This is a genomic window from uncultured Paracoccus sp. (assembly GCF_945915435.1).
Lineage (GTDB): Bacteria > Pseudomonadota > Alphaproteobacteria > Rhodobacterales > Rhodobacteraceae > Paracoccus.
Genome location: NZ_CAMEFG010000010.1, coordinates 39,277 through 53,044, shown reverse-complemented (window position 1 = coordinate 53,044; position 13,768 = coordinate 39,277). Strand labels below are relative to the sequence as shown.

Sequence of the window (13,768 nt, the reverse complement as noted above, 5' to 3'; positions counted from 1 at the left end):
GCATGGTCCTTTGCAAAGCCCGCGCATAATCTGCGGGCATGAGGATCCTGTTCGCCGCACTTCTGGCCCTGCTGACGGCCGCCCCCCTGACCGCGCAGCATGTTTCGGGCCGCTTCGACTATTACGTCCTCGCGCTGAGCTGGGCGCCAAGCTGGTGCGAAACGACCGCCGATCACCGCGATTCGCTGTCCTGCGACAAGGGGCGCGGGGCGGGGTTCACCGTCCACGGGCTATGGCCGCAATACGAACGCGGCTGGCCCGACAATTGCCCGACCACGCAGCACGGCCCAAGCCGGGCGCAGACCCGCGCGATGATCGACCTGATGGGGTCCAGCGGGCTGGCCTGGTATCAATGGCGCAAGCACGGCACCTGTTCGGGCCTGTCGGCGCAGGGCTATTTCGACGCCACGCGCGAGGCTGCGGAAAGCATCGCCATCCCGCCCATCTTCGCGCAGATCGACCGCGACGTCTCGCTGCCCGCCCGCGTGGTCGAGGATGCCTTCATCGAGGCGAACCCCGCCCTGACCCGCAACGCCGTCACCGTGACCTGCCAGGACCGCCGCCTGCAAGAGGTCCGCATCTGCCTGACCCGCGACCTGCAACCGCGCGACTGCGCCCCCGACGCAAGGCGCGACTGTTCGCGCAACATGGTCATGCCGCCGCCGCGCTGACCGTCACGCAGCCCCGCCGAGGCGCAGGACGATCTTGCCGACATGCTGGCTGCTTTCCATGCGCCGATGCGCAAGGGCGGCCTCACCCAGCGCGAATTCGCTGTCGATCAGCACCCGCACCTCGCCGCTTTCGATCATCGGCCACAGGCATTCACGCAACTGCCCGGCAATCCGCGCCTTGGCCAGGTCCGATTGCGGCCTCAGGGTCGAGCCGGTGACCACCAGCCGCCGCGCCATGATCTGGGCGAAGTTCAACTCTGCCTTCGGCCCGGCCAGGAAGGCGATCATCACCAGCCGCCCATCGTCGGCCAGCGCGCGGATGTTGCGCGGGATATAGTCGCCGCCCACCATGTCCAGGATCAGATCGGCCCCGCCCGCCTCGCGCAGGACCGCGACGAAATCCTGGGTGCGATAGTTGATCGCCCGCGCGCCAAGGCTTTCGCAGGCCGCGCATTTTTCATCCGATCCGGCTGTGGCCCAGACCCGCGCGCCAAGGGCGGTCGCGATCTGGATCGCCATCGTCCCGATGCCCGAGCTTCCGCCGTGGACCAGGAACCGCTCGCCCGCCCGCAATCCGCCGCGCATGACCACGTTCGACCAGACGGTATAGGCGGTCTCGGGCAGGGCCGCGGCCTCGCGCAGGGTCAACCCGCGCGGGATGGCAAGGGCGTGATCGGCGGGACAGGTCGCATATTCGGCATAACCGCCGCCCGGCAGCAGCGCGCAAACGCGGTCGCCCTCGCGCCAGCGGGTGACGCCCGGACCCACGCCCGCAACGATGCCCGCACATTCCAGCCCGGGCAGGTCCGAGGCCCCCGCGGGCGGCGCATAGGACCCCGCGCGTTGCAGCACGTCGGGGCGGTTCACGCCCGCCCATTCGATGCGGATCAGGATCTGGCCGTGGCCGGGGATCGGCATGGGGCGGGTGCAGGGGCGCAGGACCTCGGCGCCGCCGGGCTGTGCGATCTCGATGGCTTGCATGGTGGCGCCTTGCGTCATTCCGATGCCCCCTCCTGCCCGGCCTGGGCGGAATCGGGGGCCGCATGGGCACGCCCGCGCGACCACCAGTGCCCCGGCAGGTCGCGCGCACCGGGCTTGCGGATCCAGCCCGTCGCCAGATCGGACGCGGCACCCACACCGGGCAGCTTGCGAGCGAAGGATTTCATCTTTTCGAAACGCATCAGCCCCTCAATCCGGCGATCCAGAAAGCGGCGGGTGTCCTGCAAATCCGGCGAATCGTCACCTAGCCAGTAAAGCGCCGTCGCGCCGTAAATCGCGCTGAGCGAGGCGCGCTTGGAATACCAGTTCACGTCCTGCGACGTGTCGCCGATCCCGTCCCAGATCGTATCCGCGCTTTCCCAGATCAGCCTTGCGCCAAGCCCCGCGTTCTGCGGCAGCGACAGGATGGCCGCGCCCGCCCGCGCCAGTTCCCGGTCGGTCCGCCCCAGCCGGTAGATCACCGCCGCCGCCACCTTGTCGCGGATGCCGCCCTGCGGCGGGTTCTGCGCCAGCCAGCGCGCCAGCGCCGCATCGCCCCGCCGGTGGCAGGCCGCCGCAAGATCGGCGCCACCGCCGGGCAGGTGGACGCGGGCCAGCCGCATGTCCATGCCGATATCGCGCGCGCCCGCCTCGATCGCGGTTTCGTTCATGCCGTCGAAAAGGGCGTGGGACAGCGCGGCCTCGATCAGCCGCTCGCGGCCAGTGTCGTCTGCGGTATCGTCTGGGGTCGGTTGGTCGGTCATGTCTTTACCTCAACTGGCGGAAATTCTGGACAAAGCCGATTCGCCCTGCTAGAAGGCCCCGTCCTGCAATTCAGCTTAACTCTAACCTAGGAAGGTGGTGACAACCACATGCAGGTAAGTGTTCGCGACAACAACGTCGAACAGGCACTTCGCGCCCTGAAGAAGAAACTTCAGCGCGAGGGGGTTTTCCGTGAAATGAAGCTGCGGCAGCATTTCGAGAAACCGTCGGTCAAGAAGGCCCGTGAAAAGGCCGAGGCCGTGCGCCGCGCCCGCAAGCTGGCGCGCAAGAAAGCGCAACGCGAAGGCGCGCTTTAAGCCGTCCGTCTGCCGGATGGCAGCCTTTGGACAAGCCCCCGGCCCGCGCCGGGGGTTTATTCGTTTTCCCCCCTCAGGTCGCCTGAAGCGGCAGCGCCGTGGTGAAGGCCACGGTGCGCAGCGAAAAGGACGAATGCATCTGTGCCACGCCCGGCAGCTTGGCCAGCCGCTGGCGGTGGATGCGGGCAAAGTCGTCGGTGTCGCGGGCGATGACCTTCAGCAGGTAATCCGCCGAACCCGCCATCAGGTGGCATTCCAGCACGTCGGGGATGGTGCGCACGGCGCGCTCGAACGCATCCAGCAGCTCATCCGCCTGCCCCGACAGGGTGATTTCCACGAAGACGATGGTGGGCCGCTCGACCTTGCGGGGGTCGAGCAGCGCGACATAGCCCCGGATCACGCCCGATTCCTCGAGCCGCTGGACACGGCGGTGGCAGGCGCTGGCCGACAGGCCGACCTTCTGCGCCAGATCGGCATTGGTCATGCGCCCATCCCTTTGCAGCGCGGAAAGGATGCGCCGGTCGGTTGCGTCCAGTTCGGTCATATCGGGATGTTCCTGCGTTAGGGGCCAGTCATCCGGCGGTTTCTTCGACATTATCGGTTATTGCGCCCAGGATTAACCCGAATCTTCCAATTTCCGCCGATCTTGGCCATCTTGCGCGCAACAGTTGAAAGGACCACCCATGAAAATCGGTTGCCCCAGTGAGGTCAAAGAGCAGGAATTCCGCGTCGGCCTGACCCCCGAAGCCGCGCAAGAGGCGGTCCTGCGCGGCCATCAGGTCCTGGTCCAGTCGGGCGCGGGCGAAGGGTCGGGCTTTGCGGATGACGAATATCGGGCCGTCGGCGCGACCCTTCTGCCCGACGCCCCGGCGGTCTATGCCGAGGCCGAACTGATCATCAAGGTCAAGGAACCCCAGACGGCCGAGCGCGCGATGCTGCGCAAGGGCCAGATCCTGTTCGCCTATCTGCACCTTGCCCCCGACCCGCAGCAAACGCGCGAGTTGCTGGACAGCGGCGTCACGGCCATCGCCTATGAAACCGTCACCGGCGCGCGTGGCGGCCTGCCCCTGCTGGCGCCGATGTCCGAGGTCGCGGGGCGTCTTGCCCCCCAGGTCGGGTCATGGGCGCTGCAAAAGGCCAATGGCGGGTCCGGCGTCCTGCTGGGCGGCGTGCCCGGCGTCCGTCCGGGCCGCACCGTCATCATCGGGGGCGGCGTCGTCGGGGCGGCGGCGGCCCGCGTCGCGGTGGGCATGGGCGCGAATGTCACCGTCCTGGACCGCTCGCTGGACCGGCTGAACTATCTGGACGACGTTTTCATGGGCACGCTGAACACCCAATATGCCACCGCCAATGCGCTGAACGAACTGCTGGCGGATGCCGATCTGGTCATCGGGGCGGTGCTGGTTCCCGGCGCGACGACGCCCCGGCTGGTCGGCAGGGACCAGCTTGGGCTGATGAAGCGCGGCTCGGTCCTGGTCGATGTGGCAGTCGACCAAGGCGGCTGCTTCGAGACTTCGCGCCCCACGACCCACCAGGATTCGATCTATGAAGTGGATGGAATCGTTCACTATTGCGTCGCCAACATGCCCGGCGCCGTGGCCCGGACCTCGACCCGCGCGCTTGGCAATGCGACGCTGCCCTATCTGCTGGCGCTGGCCGGCAAGGGCTGGCGGGCCGCAACCGCCGCCGACCCCCACCTGCGGGCGGGGCTGGCGATGCATGAAGGGAAACTGACCTCGGCCCCCGTGGGCGAGGCGCAAGGGATCCCCACCCTGCGGCCCGAGGATCTGCTGGAAATCTAGGCGCATGCGGCGCCCACCGGGGCGCCGCGGTTTCCGGTCCCTAGCTGCGGTTCGCGCGCAACTCGTCGCGGATCTGCAACAGGATTTCTTCCTGCGTCGGCCCTGCCGGGGCTTCCTCGACCACTTCCTGGCGGCGCGCGGCGCGTTGCAGGCGGTTTACGGCCTTGACCAGCAAGAACACCGCCCATGCGATGATCAGGAAGTTGATGACGGAGGTGATGAACGCGCCGTAACGCAGCGTCGCGGCATGATCGCCATCGCCGAAGCGCAGCACCAGATCGGAAAAATCCATGCCGCCGATGATGAAGCCGATGACCGGGTTGATCAGGTCCTCGACCAGCGAATTGACGATCGCGGTGAATGCCGCGCCGATGATGATACCCACGGCAAGGTCCATGACATTGCCGCGAGCGATGAATTCCTTGAACTCTTTAAGCATCCGCTTACCTTTTTCTTCAATATTGGCGCGATGGCGCCACTTTCCTGCCAGTAGCACAGCCTGACGAAACCGCAAACGAAAACGGAAAGCAGGGGCCGGGATGGGCGCGGTTTCGACCCTCTCGCCCCCCCATGCCCGCCTGCACCGCCCGGATATCGTCAAGCCCGACATGAAAAAGCCGGGATCATGCGTCCCGGCTTTCGCATCGCTTGCATGGGGTCCGTCAGAAGCGGAAATTCACGCCCAGCTTGACGTTGTGGTATTTCGGCGTGGCGCGGGTATAGCCGGTGGCGCCGTCATGCAGCCGCTCTTTGCCGAAATTGGCGAATTCGTATTCGCCGGTCACCGACCAGCGGTCGGACAGTTGACGCTCGACCCCCAGGCCAAGGATATAGCCGGTGCGGTTGAAGCTGTCGTCATAGCCGATCGGGCCGCCCGCGCCGGTGCCCTGGGTCTGGTAATCGACCTTGGCGCGCGCCGCGCCGACGATGCCGTAGACCAGCGTTTCGGGCTGGACAAGATAGCCGGTCTTGAACCGCAGGGCCAGCACGTTCTTGATTTCGGACTTGGCGTTGTAGCCGTCGGCGGCCTCGAAGGAATCCTCGATCTTGCCGCCCTCGAAACCCAGTTCGGGACCGTAAACCCAGTTGTCGCGCTGCCAGCGATAGCCAAGGCGCAGGCCATGGTTCGCGCCGCTCAGCTTCAGCGTTTCGCTGTCGTAGACGGCACCGTCGGGCGTTTGCGACACGCCGACGCGGTCCTTGCCGTTGAAGGCATAGCCCAGCGTGCCGCCGACATAGGCGCCGGCCCAATCGCTGCTGACCGTTTCAACGACCGGCGCGACCGCCGGCTGCACCACCGGGGCGACAAAGCCGCCCGCATGTGCCGCGCCCGCAACCGCCGCAAGGGGTGCCGCAATGGCCAGGGACTTGACGAATTTCGAAAGGGTCATGCGCTTACTCCAGCAACAGGAAGAACAATATTCAAACCACAATGACGGCGCAGGATGCGCCTCGCCGATTTGATAAGTCTGTTAACCATTCGCTGCAATCAAAACCGCCCGCTGCCGCCAAGCCCCGGCGGAAACCGCGGCTTTGAGGCAACAAGTCAGATATCCAGGTTCTCGACGCTCAGCGCGTTTTGCTGGATGAATTCGCGGCGCGGCTCGACCACATCGCCCATCAGCTTGGTAAAGATGTCGTCGGCATCGCTGAGATCGTCGATGCGCACCTGCAACATGGTGCGGGCATCGGGATCCAGCGTGGTTTCCCAAAGCTGTTCGGGGTTCATTTCGCCCAAACCCTTGTAGCGTTGCAGCGACAGGCCCTTTTCCCCTTCCAGGAAGATCGCGGCCAGCAGGTCCAGCGGGCCGTGGATGGGCTGGTCGCGGTCCTTGCGCACCAGATGGGCGGTCTGGCCATAGGTTTCCTGCAAGCCCTCGGTCATCGCGCCAAGGCGGCGGCTTTCGGCGGAACGCAGCATCGGGCCGTCCAGCAGGCGGCTTTCCTCGACCCCGCGCAGGACGCGCGACAGGCGGATGCCGCCGTCCTGGGTCGGGCGGCCGGTCCAGCCGCGTTCGAATTCCTCGGCGATCATGTCCAGCCGCTGCGCCACCTGGTCGGCGACGCCCTGCGCATCCTGATCGACCCGGCCCGGCAGCAGCGCGCCCGCGATGGCGGCCTGTTCGGTGATGTTGATCGGGTAATGCGTGGGATAGGCGCGCAGGATGCGGCGCGCGACGCGGGCATCCTCGATCACGCGCAGCAGGTCCTGGCCGGTGATTTCCTCGCCCGAGCCAAGGCGCAGGCTGGCGCCGTCGGCGCCCTGTTCGATCAGGTAATCCTCAAGCGCGGCCTCATCCTTCAGATAGACCTCGGACCGGCCCCGCATCACCTTGTAAAGCGGCGGCTCGGCGATATAGAGATGCCCCGCCTCGATCAGTTGCGGCATCTGGCGGAAGAAGAAGGTCAGCAACAGCGTGCGGATATGGGCGCCGTCCACATCGGCGTCGGTCATGATGATGATCTTGTGATAGCGCAGCTTCGACAGGTCGAATTCGTCCCGCCCGATCCCGGTGCCAAGCGCGGTGATCAGCGTGCCGATCATGTCCGAGGACAGCATCCGGTCGAAACGCGCGCGTTCCACGTTCAGGATCTTGCCGCGCAGGGGCAGCACCGCCTGGTTCTGGCGCGAACGGCCCTGCTTGGCGGAACCGCCCGCGCTGTCACCCTCGACGATGAACAGCTCGCTCAGCGCGGGGTCCTTTTCCTGGCAATCGGCCAGCTTGCCGGGCAGGCTGGCCACGTCCATCGCGGTCTTGCGCCGCGTCAGCTCGCGCGCCTTGCGGGCGGCTTCGCGGGCCAGGGCGGCCTCGATAATCTTGCCTGTGATCTGGCGGGCCTCGGCGGGGTTTTCCTCGAACCATTCGGCCAGCTTTTCGCCCACCAGACCCTCGACCGCCGGGCGCACCTCGGAACTGACCAGCTTGTCCTTGGTCTGGCTGGAGAACTTCGGATCGGGCACCTTGACCGACAGCACGCAGGTCAGCCCCTCGCGCGCGTCGTCGCCGGTGAAATCGACCTTTTCCTTTTTCGCGATGCCGCTGTCTTGCGCGTATTTCGTGATCACACGGGTCAGCGCGCCACGGAAACCGGCCAGATGGGTGCCGCCGTCGCGCTGCGGGATGTTGTTGGTGAAGGGCAGGACGGATTCGTGATAGCTGTCGTTCCACCACATCGCGACCTCGACCCCGATGCTGTTCTTTTCGCCGGTGATGAAGATCGGCTCGGCCATGACCGGCGTTTTCGAGCGGTCGATGAACTTCACGAATTCGCGCACGCCGCCCTCATAATGCAGTTCGGTGCGCAGTTCCTCGGCGTGGCGTTCGTCTTCCAGAATGATGCGGACGCCCGAGTTCAGGAAGGCCAGTTCCCGCAGGCGGTTTTCCAGCGTGGTATATTTATAATCGAGGTTCGAGAACGTCCCCTCGGCGTCGTTTTCCTTGCTGGACGCCAGAAAGCGCACCTCGGTCCCGGTCTGGCCCGGTTCGGCATCGCCCACGATGCGCAGCGGCTCGACCGTGTCGCCATGTTCGAAACGGACGAAATGTTCCTTGCCGTTACGCCAGATGCGCAGTTCCAGCCAATCCGACAGCGCGTTCACGACCGACACGCCCACCCCGTGCAACCCGCCCGAGACCTTGTAACTGTTCTGGTCGAACTTGCCGCCCGCATGAAGCTGGGTCATGATGACCTCGGCGGCCGAAATGCCCTCGCTGGGGTGCATGTCCACGGGAATCCCGCGCCCGTTGTCGCGCACGGATACGCTGCTGTCGGCGTGGATCTTGACGCGCACGTAATCGGCATGGCCCGCCAGCGTCTCGTCGATGCCGTTGTCCACGACCTCATAGACCATGTGGTGCAGGCCCGAACCGTCGTCGGTGTCGCCGATATACATGCCGGGGCGTTTGCGCACGGCCTCCAGGCCCTTGAGAACCTTGATGGAATCCGCGCCGTATTCGGCGGGGGTCGGGTTGTCTGCGCTCATGCGTAAATCATCCTGCCTTGCATGCGGCATTTATAGTGTCGTGATCCGGGAATGTCACGGGAGAGACACCATATTTAGGGGTTTCCGCCTGAAAGATCAATGTTCCCGCGGACGGTCAGGCCAGCCCGTCCTGATCCAGCAGCGTGCGCCCGTCGCGGCTTTCGATCTCGACCACCCACAGGTCGGGGTCGCGGGCGGCGTTGCGGGCGATTTCGGCGTCGATTTCAGGCTCGGGCGCGTCGTTCAGGCGGACCCACAGCCGCCGGTCGGTTTCCAGGTCCCATTCGCGCGTCCACAGGCTGGCCCGCCCGTCCAGCGTGGCGCATTTGACCATGACCGCCCCCGCCGTGTCGTCGCCGTGCCGGGTGACATAGGCGGGGATGCCGGCCAGCGCCAGCCTGCGCAGATAGGCCGCGATCCAGACCCCCGCGGCAAGGCGTGCTTCAGGCATTTCCGGCCTCAGCCATCGCCGTCGCGGAAATCCAGGCCCATTTCGCGGTAACGCTCGGCCTCGTCCAGCCAGTTCTCGCGCAGCTTGACTTGCAGGAACAGGTGGACCGGACGGCCCATGAACTCGGCCAGTTCCTGCCGCGCGGCCTGGCTGACGGCCTTGATCGTCTCGCCGCCCTTGCCAAGGACGATGCCCTTGTGGCCGGGGCGGCTGACATAGACGATCTGGTCGACGCGAGCGGAACCGTCCTTGCGCTCCTCCCATTTCTCGGTCTCGACGGTCAGCTGATAGGGGATTTCCTCGTGCAGGCGCAGGGTCAGCTTTTCGCGGGTGATCTCAGCCGCGATCATGCGCATGGGCAGGTCGGCGACCTGGTCGGGCGGATAGAGCCAGTCGTGTTCCGGCATTTCCCCCGCCAGCCATTCCAGCAGATCATCGCAGCCATAGCCCTTTTCGGCGGAGATCATGAAGGTCCGGGCAAAGGGGAATGCGTCGTTCATCTGCTGCGACAGCGCCAGCAGGGCCTCGGCCTTGACCCGGTCGATCTTGTTGATCGCAAGTGCCACGGGACGCCCCCCCACCCGTTCGCGCAGCGCATCCAGGATGGCGCGGGCGCCGTCGGTCAGGCCGCGATGGGCCTCGATCAGCAGGACGATCACATCGGCGTCCGAGGCCCCGCCCCATGCTGCGGCGACCATGCTGCGGTCCAGGCGGCGGCGCGGGCGGAAGATACCGGGGGTGTCGACAAAGACGATCTGGCTTTGTTCGTGCATGGCGATGCCGCGGATGCGGGCGCGGGTGGTCTGCACCTTATGCGTCACGATGCTGACCTTCGCGCCCACCATCCGGTTCAGCAGGGTCGATTTCCCTGCGTTCGGTTCGCCGATCAGCGCGACGAAACCGGCGCGGGCGGGGGTGTTTTCGGTGTCGGTCATGACTTGCCCTCAAGCTGTTTCAGCAGCGCCTGCGCGGCAAGCTGCTCGATGCTGCGCTTGGTGCCCTTGCCCTGCGCGCTGGCGTGGCGCCCGTCGTCCAGTTCGACCCGGATCGCGAATTCGGGCGCGTGGTCGGGGCCGGAACGCCCGGCCTGCACATAGCGCGGCGGCTTCATCCCCTGCGCCTGTGCCCATTCCTGAAGCGCGGTCTTGGCGTCGCGGGCGTCGTCCTCGACATTGGCAAGGCGGCTGGCCCACAGCCGCAGGATCGTATCGCGGGCCGCCTGGAAGCCCGCATCCAGATAGACGGCGGCCAGAACCGCCTCCATCGCGTCGGCCAACAGCGCGTCCTTGCGCCGCCCGCCGGAAATCATCTCGGAGCGGCCCAGCTTCAGCACCTGGCCCAGGCCGATCTCGCGCGCGATGGCGGCGCAGGTCTCACCGCGCACCAGCGCGTTGTAGCGGGGCGCTAGCTGGCCCTCGGACGCATCGGGATCGGCCATCACCAGCGCCTCGGCCACCGTCAGGCCCAGAACCCGGTCGCCCAGGAACTCCAGCCGCTGATTGTCGGGCCGCGTCGTGCTGGCGACCGAGCCATGCGTCAGCGCCCGGATCAGCAGTTCGGGCCGTGCGAAATCATGGCCCAGCCGGGCCGCGAAGGCGCGGATATCCTCGGACAGCTTCAATTCACGCCCTTGAAGAATCGGTCGGCCCGCCAGGTCCAGAAATACAGAAGCGAGTTTCCGGCCGAGGAAAACAGCACGAATTCCGCCCGCCCGATCAGGTTTTCCGCCGGGATCATGCCGACATTGGAAAAGCGCGAATCCTCGGAGTTGTCGCGGTTGTCGCCCATGAAGAAATAATGTCCCTGGGGCACGGTGAACTCGGCGGTGTTGTCGGCGGGTCCGCCGTCCATCATGTTCAGCACGTCGTGGCTGACGCCGTTCGGCAGCGTCTCGGTATAGCGGTCGACGTGGCATTCGCCCTCGGCCGTGCCCGGCGCGTTGTTGCAGCCGAAGAACTCGGACCGCGCCGCGCGAGGGTCCATCCGCTCGACATAGCTGCCGTTCGGGGTCTGGGGCACTTCCTCGCCATTGATCCACAGGATGCCGCCCCGCATCTGCACCCGGTCGCCCGGCAGGCCGATCAAGCGCTTGATGAAATCGACATTGCGCTGCGGATGGCGAAAGACCACGACATCGCCGCGCTCGGGCGTGCGTTCGAGGATGCGCCCCGAGATCGGGCAAAGCGCGAAGGGACAGGACACCGAGGAATAGCCATAGGCCATCTTGTTGACGAACAGGAAGTCGCCGATCAGCAGCGTGTCCTTCATCGACCCGGAGGGAATCCAGAAGGGCTGGAACAGCAGCGTCCGAAAAAGTCCCGCGATCAAAAGCGCCCAGAAGATCGTCTTGATGGTTTCCCACAGACCGTTTTCCTTGCGCGCTGTCTTGTCGGCCATGCCTGCCATTCCCGTCGTATGATGCCCGGCGTTCATGGTCCCCTTGACGGGTAAAAGTCAAGCGCGGCGCGACCCGTCAGGCGGCGGGCAGCGCCTCGATCAAGACGAAGGCCTGCGCCCACGGGTGGTCGTCGGTCAGGGTGACGTGGACGATGGCGCGATGGCCGGGGGGCGTCATCTCGTCCAGCCGCCGCGCGGCCCAGCCGGTCAGCGCCATCACCGGCTGGCCGGTGGGCAGGTTCGTCACCGCCATGTCCTTCCACGCGATCCCCATCGCCAGCCCGGTGCCCAATGCCTTGGAGCAGGCCTCTTTCGCGGCCCAACGCTTGGCCAGCGTCCCTGCCTCGTCCCGGCGCCGGGCGGCGCGGGCCAGTTCGGTCGGCGTAAAGACGCGGTTGCGGAAGCGGTCGCCGAAACGCGCCAGCGTGCCCGCGATGCGGTCGATATTGGCCAGATCGGTGCCGATGCCAAGGATCATGCCGGGGTCCCTGCCTGCCTGTTCGTCCCTGCCCCCTTAGCCCGTCGCCCGCGCGGGCGAAACCCGAAACCCCCGCGCCTTGGCAAAGCGGCGTCTGGACATTACCCTTGCGAAACGGGCAATAGTAGGCGCGTAACGCGGCCCAGCCCCCTTTTTTCCTGATATCCCCGGTGGTAATCGACCCATGACCGAATATTCGCTGTTCACCTCGGAATCCGTGTCCGAGGGCCATCCCGACAAGATCGCCGACCAGATCAGCGACGCCATCCTGGACGCCATCCTGGCCGAGGATCCGCGCGCCCGCGTCGCCTGCGAAACGATGGTCAAGACCGGCGTCGCCATCATCTCGGGCGAGATCACGACCAGCGCATGGGTCGATCTGGAATCCATCGTGCGCGGCGTCATCAACGACATCGGCTATACCTCGTCCGAGGTGGGATTCGACGGCGCGACCTGCTCGGTCATCAACATCATCGGCAAGCAATCGCCCGAGATCAACCAGGGCGTGGACCGCGAAAGCCTGGAGGAACAAGGCGCGGGCGACCAGGGGCTGATGTTCGGCTATGCCAGCGATGAAACCGACGTGCTGATGCCCGCCCCCATCACCTACGCCCACCGGCTGGTGGAACGCCAATCCAGGGTCCGCCGCGACGGCACGCTGCCCTGGCTGCGCCCCGACGCCAAGTCGCAGGTGACGCTGCGTTACGGCGACGACGGCAGGCCGCAGGCCATCGACGCGGTCGTGCTGTCCACGCAGCACAACCCCGAAATCTCGCTGTCCGACCTGCGCGAGGCGGTGATCGAGGAAATCATCCGCCCCGTCCTGCCCGCGGGCCTCTTGTCGGATGCGACCAAGTATTTCATCAACCCCACGGGCAAGTTCGTCATCGGCGGGCCGGTGGGCGATTGCGGGCTGACGGGGCGCAAGATCATCGTGGACAGCTACGGCGGGATGGCGCGTCACGGCGGCGGGGCGTTTTCGGGCAAGGACCCCAGCAAGGTGGACCGCTCGGCCGCCTATGCCGGGCGTTGGGTCGCCAAGAACATCGTCGCGGCGGGCCTTGCCAGCCGGTGCGAGATCCAGGTCAGCTATGCCATCGGCGAGGCGCAGCCGACCTCGATCAGCCTCAACACCTTCGGGACGGAAACGGTGGCGCTTGGCCGGATCGTGGGCGCGGTGCGCGAGGTCTTCGACCTGCGCCCCTTCGCCATCATCCGCGACCTGGACCTGCTGCACCCGATCTATCGCCCGACCGCGACCTATGGCCATTTCGGGCGCGCACCCTATCCGCTGGCCGGCGGCACCGCCTTCAGCTGGGAAGAAACCAACCGGGCCGAGGCGCTGAAGGCCGCGCTGACCTGAACTCCCGCCGGGAAACGAGGAAACGGCAGGGGCTTTCCCTGCCGTTTTCCTTTGGGCCGCCTAGTCCAGGTCGTAATCCAGAAGCGTGCCGTCGATGCCGAATTCGGCCTCGAATTCGCGGCCATCCTCAAGCCAGCCTTCCAGCTCGATGGTGCCGTCGCGGTCGAATTCGATGGATTCCAGCGTGCTGCCCGCAGGCCATTGGGCGTGGTCCAGCACCGGCTGCGGGATGAGGTGGCGGATGGCGGATTCCTCGAATCGGTCGTTTCCGCGCGCCTCGATTTCCTTGATGTTGCCTTCGCGGTTCAGATCGATCTCGATCCGCGCGCCGTCGGGCAGGCTGCCCGTCACCCTGGCCAGCGTGCTGCCGCGATCGACCTGCCGGATCCGCAGATCGCTCAGCCCGAAATCCTCGATCACCTGCGGCTTGGGCAGGCCGGACAGGTCGCCGCCGACGCCCTGCTGCTGACTGGCGGCGGTCGGCGGTGCATCGGGGGTGGTGTCCTGCGCAAAAGCGGGCACGGTGAAAGCGGCAATGGCCGAGACGAGCAAGATCCGTTTCAT

16 protein-coding genes are annotated in these 13,768 nt (G+C 66.2%); 4 read left to right on the top strand and 12 right to left on the bottom strand.

What is annotated here, in order from left to right; all coding sequences use genetic code 11:
• Positions 1 to 38: 38 nt before the first annotated feature.
• Positions 39 to 671 carry a ribonuclease T2 gene (locus Q0O97_RS05365; RefSeq protein ID WP_294925964.1) on the top strand — a complete coding sequence of 211 codons (633 nt, stop codon included), beginning with the start codon at positions 39 to 41 and terminating at the stop codon, positions 669 to 671.
• A 3-nt stretch (positions 672 to 674) separates the two neighbouring features.
• On the opposite strand, the gene Q0O97_RS05360 is transcribed toward Q0O97_RS05365, so the two are convergent.
• Together Q0O97_RS05360 and Q0O97_RS05355 are read right to left on the bottom strand one after the other, a co-directional pair.
• Positions 675 to 1,670: an NAD(P)H-quinone oxidoreductase gene (locus Q0O97_RS05360; protein WP_294925963.1), complete on the bottom strand. Its 996-nt coding sequence runs from the start codon at positions 1,668 to 1,670 to the stop codon at positions 675 to 677.
• Positions 1,667 to 2,413, bottom strand: coding sequence for a COQ9 family protein (locus Q0O97_RS05355; RefSeq protein WP_294925961.1), 747 nt, complete (start codon positions 2,411 to 2,413; stop codon positions 1,667 to 1,669). Before Q0O97_RS05355 ends, Q0O97_RS05360 begins: the two co-directional genes overlap by 4 nt.
• A 108-nt stretch (positions 2,414 to 2,521) precedes the next feature.
• Between Q0O97_RS05355 and rpsU the strand changes: the two genes are divergently transcribed.
• Positions 2,522 to 2,728, top strand: coding sequence for a 30S ribosomal protein S21 (rpsU, locus tag Q0O97_RS05350; protein WP_255330390.1), 207 nt, complete (start codon positions 2,522 to 2,524; stop codon positions 2,726 to 2,728).
• Positions 2,729 to 2,801: 73 nt separating this feature from the next.
• Here the strand turns inward: rpsU and Q0O97_RS05345 are convergent, their stop codons facing one another.
• Positions 2,802 to 3,272 carry an Lrp/AsnC family transcriptional regulator gene (locus Q0O97_RS05345; protein ID WP_294925959.1) on the bottom strand — a complete coding sequence of 157 codons (471 nt, stop codon included), beginning with the start codon at positions 3,270 to 3,272 and terminating at the stop codon, positions 2,802 to 2,804.
• Between the two features lie 139 nt (positions 3,273 to 3,411).
• Here Q0O97_RS05345 and ald point away from each other — a divergent pair, with 139 nt between their 5' ends.
• Positions 3,412 to 4,530 (top strand): alanine dehydrogenase, encoded by a 1,119-nt coding sequence (gene ald, locus Q0O97_RS05340; RefSeq protein WP_294925958.1) that lies wholly within the window; start codon positions 3,412 to 3,414, stop codon positions 4,528 to 4,530.
• A gap of 40 nt (positions 4,531 to 4,570) precedes the next feature.
• Here the strand turns inward: ald and mscL are convergent, their stop codons facing one another.
• From mscL to acpS, 8 genes are all read right to left on the bottom strand, one after another.
• Complete coding sequence (mscL, locus tag Q0O97_RS05335; protein ID WP_294925957.1) at positions 4,571 to 4,969, bottom strand: large-conductance mechanosensitive channel protein MscL; 399 nt, start codon at positions 4,967 to 4,969, stop codon at positions 4,571 to 4,573.
• Between the two features lie 223 nt (positions 4,970 to 5,192).
• The gene (locus Q0O97_RS05330) at positions 5,193 to 5,921 is read right to left on the bottom strand and encodes an outer membrane beta-barrel protein (RefSeq protein ID WP_294925956.1); all 729 of its coding nucleotides are present in this window, start codon (positions 5,919 to 5,921) and stop codon (positions 5,193 to 5,195) included.
• A 155-nt stretch (positions 5,922 to 6,076) separates the two neighbouring features.
• Positions 6,077 to 8,515, bottom strand: a complete 2,439-nt coding sequence (gyrB, locus tag Q0O97_RS05325; protein ID WP_294925955.1) for a DNA topoisomerase (ATP-hydrolyzing) subunit B — start codon at positions 8,513 to 8,515, stop codon at positions 6,077 to 6,079.
• A 115-nt stretch (positions 8,516 to 8,630) separates the two neighbouring features.
• Entirely contained in the window at positions 8,631 to 8,966 is a 336-nt protein-coding gene (locus Q0O97_RS05320; RefSeq protein ID WP_294925954.1) for a DUF1491 family protein, read from the bottom strand.
• An 8-nt stretch (positions 8,967 to 8,974) separates the two neighbouring features.
• On the bottom strand, positions 8,975 to 9,901 hold the full coding sequence (gene era, locus Q0O97_RS05315) for a GTPase Era (RefSeq protein WP_294925953.1): 927 nt from the start codon (positions 9,899 to 9,901) through the stop codon (positions 8,975 to 8,977).
• Positions 9,898 to 10,587, bottom strand: a complete 690-nt coding sequence (gene rnc / locus Q0O97_RS05310; protein ID WP_294925952.1) for a ribonuclease III — start codon at positions 10,585 to 10,587, stop codon at positions 9,898 to 9,900. Before rnc ends, era begins: the two co-directional genes overlap by 4 nt.
• Complete coding sequence (lepB, locus tag Q0O97_RS05305) at positions 10,584 to 11,363, bottom strand: signal peptidase I (protein WP_294925950.1); 780 nt, start codon at positions 11,361 to 11,363, stop codon at positions 10,584 to 10,586. The genes rnc and lepB overlap by 4 nt, the downstream gene beginning before the upstream one ends.
• A gap of 76 nt (positions 11,364 to 11,439) precedes the next feature.
• Positions 11,440 to 11,841 carry a holo-ACP synthase gene (acpS, locus tag Q0O97_RS05300; protein WP_294925948.1) on the bottom strand — a complete coding sequence of 134 codons (402 nt, stop codon included), beginning with the start codon at positions 11,839 to 11,841 and terminating at the stop codon, positions 11,440 to 11,442.
• Positions 11,842 to 12,025: 184 nt separating this feature from the next.
• Here acpS and metK point away from each other — a divergent pair, with 184 nt between their 5' ends.
• Positions 12,026 to 13,204, top strand: a complete 1,179-nt coding sequence (gene metK, locus Q0O97_RS05295) for a methionine adenosyltransferase (protein ID WP_294925947.1) — start codon at positions 12,026 to 12,028, stop codon at positions 13,202 to 13,204.
• Between the two features lie 60 nt (positions 13,205 to 13,264).
• Here the strand turns inward: metK and Q0O97_RS05290 are convergent, their stop codons facing one another.
• On the bottom strand, positions 13,265 to 13,768 hold the full coding sequence (locus Q0O97_RS05290; RefSeq protein WP_294925946.1) for a hypothetical protein: 504 nt from the start codon (positions 13,766 to 13,768) through the stop codon (positions 13,265 to 13,267).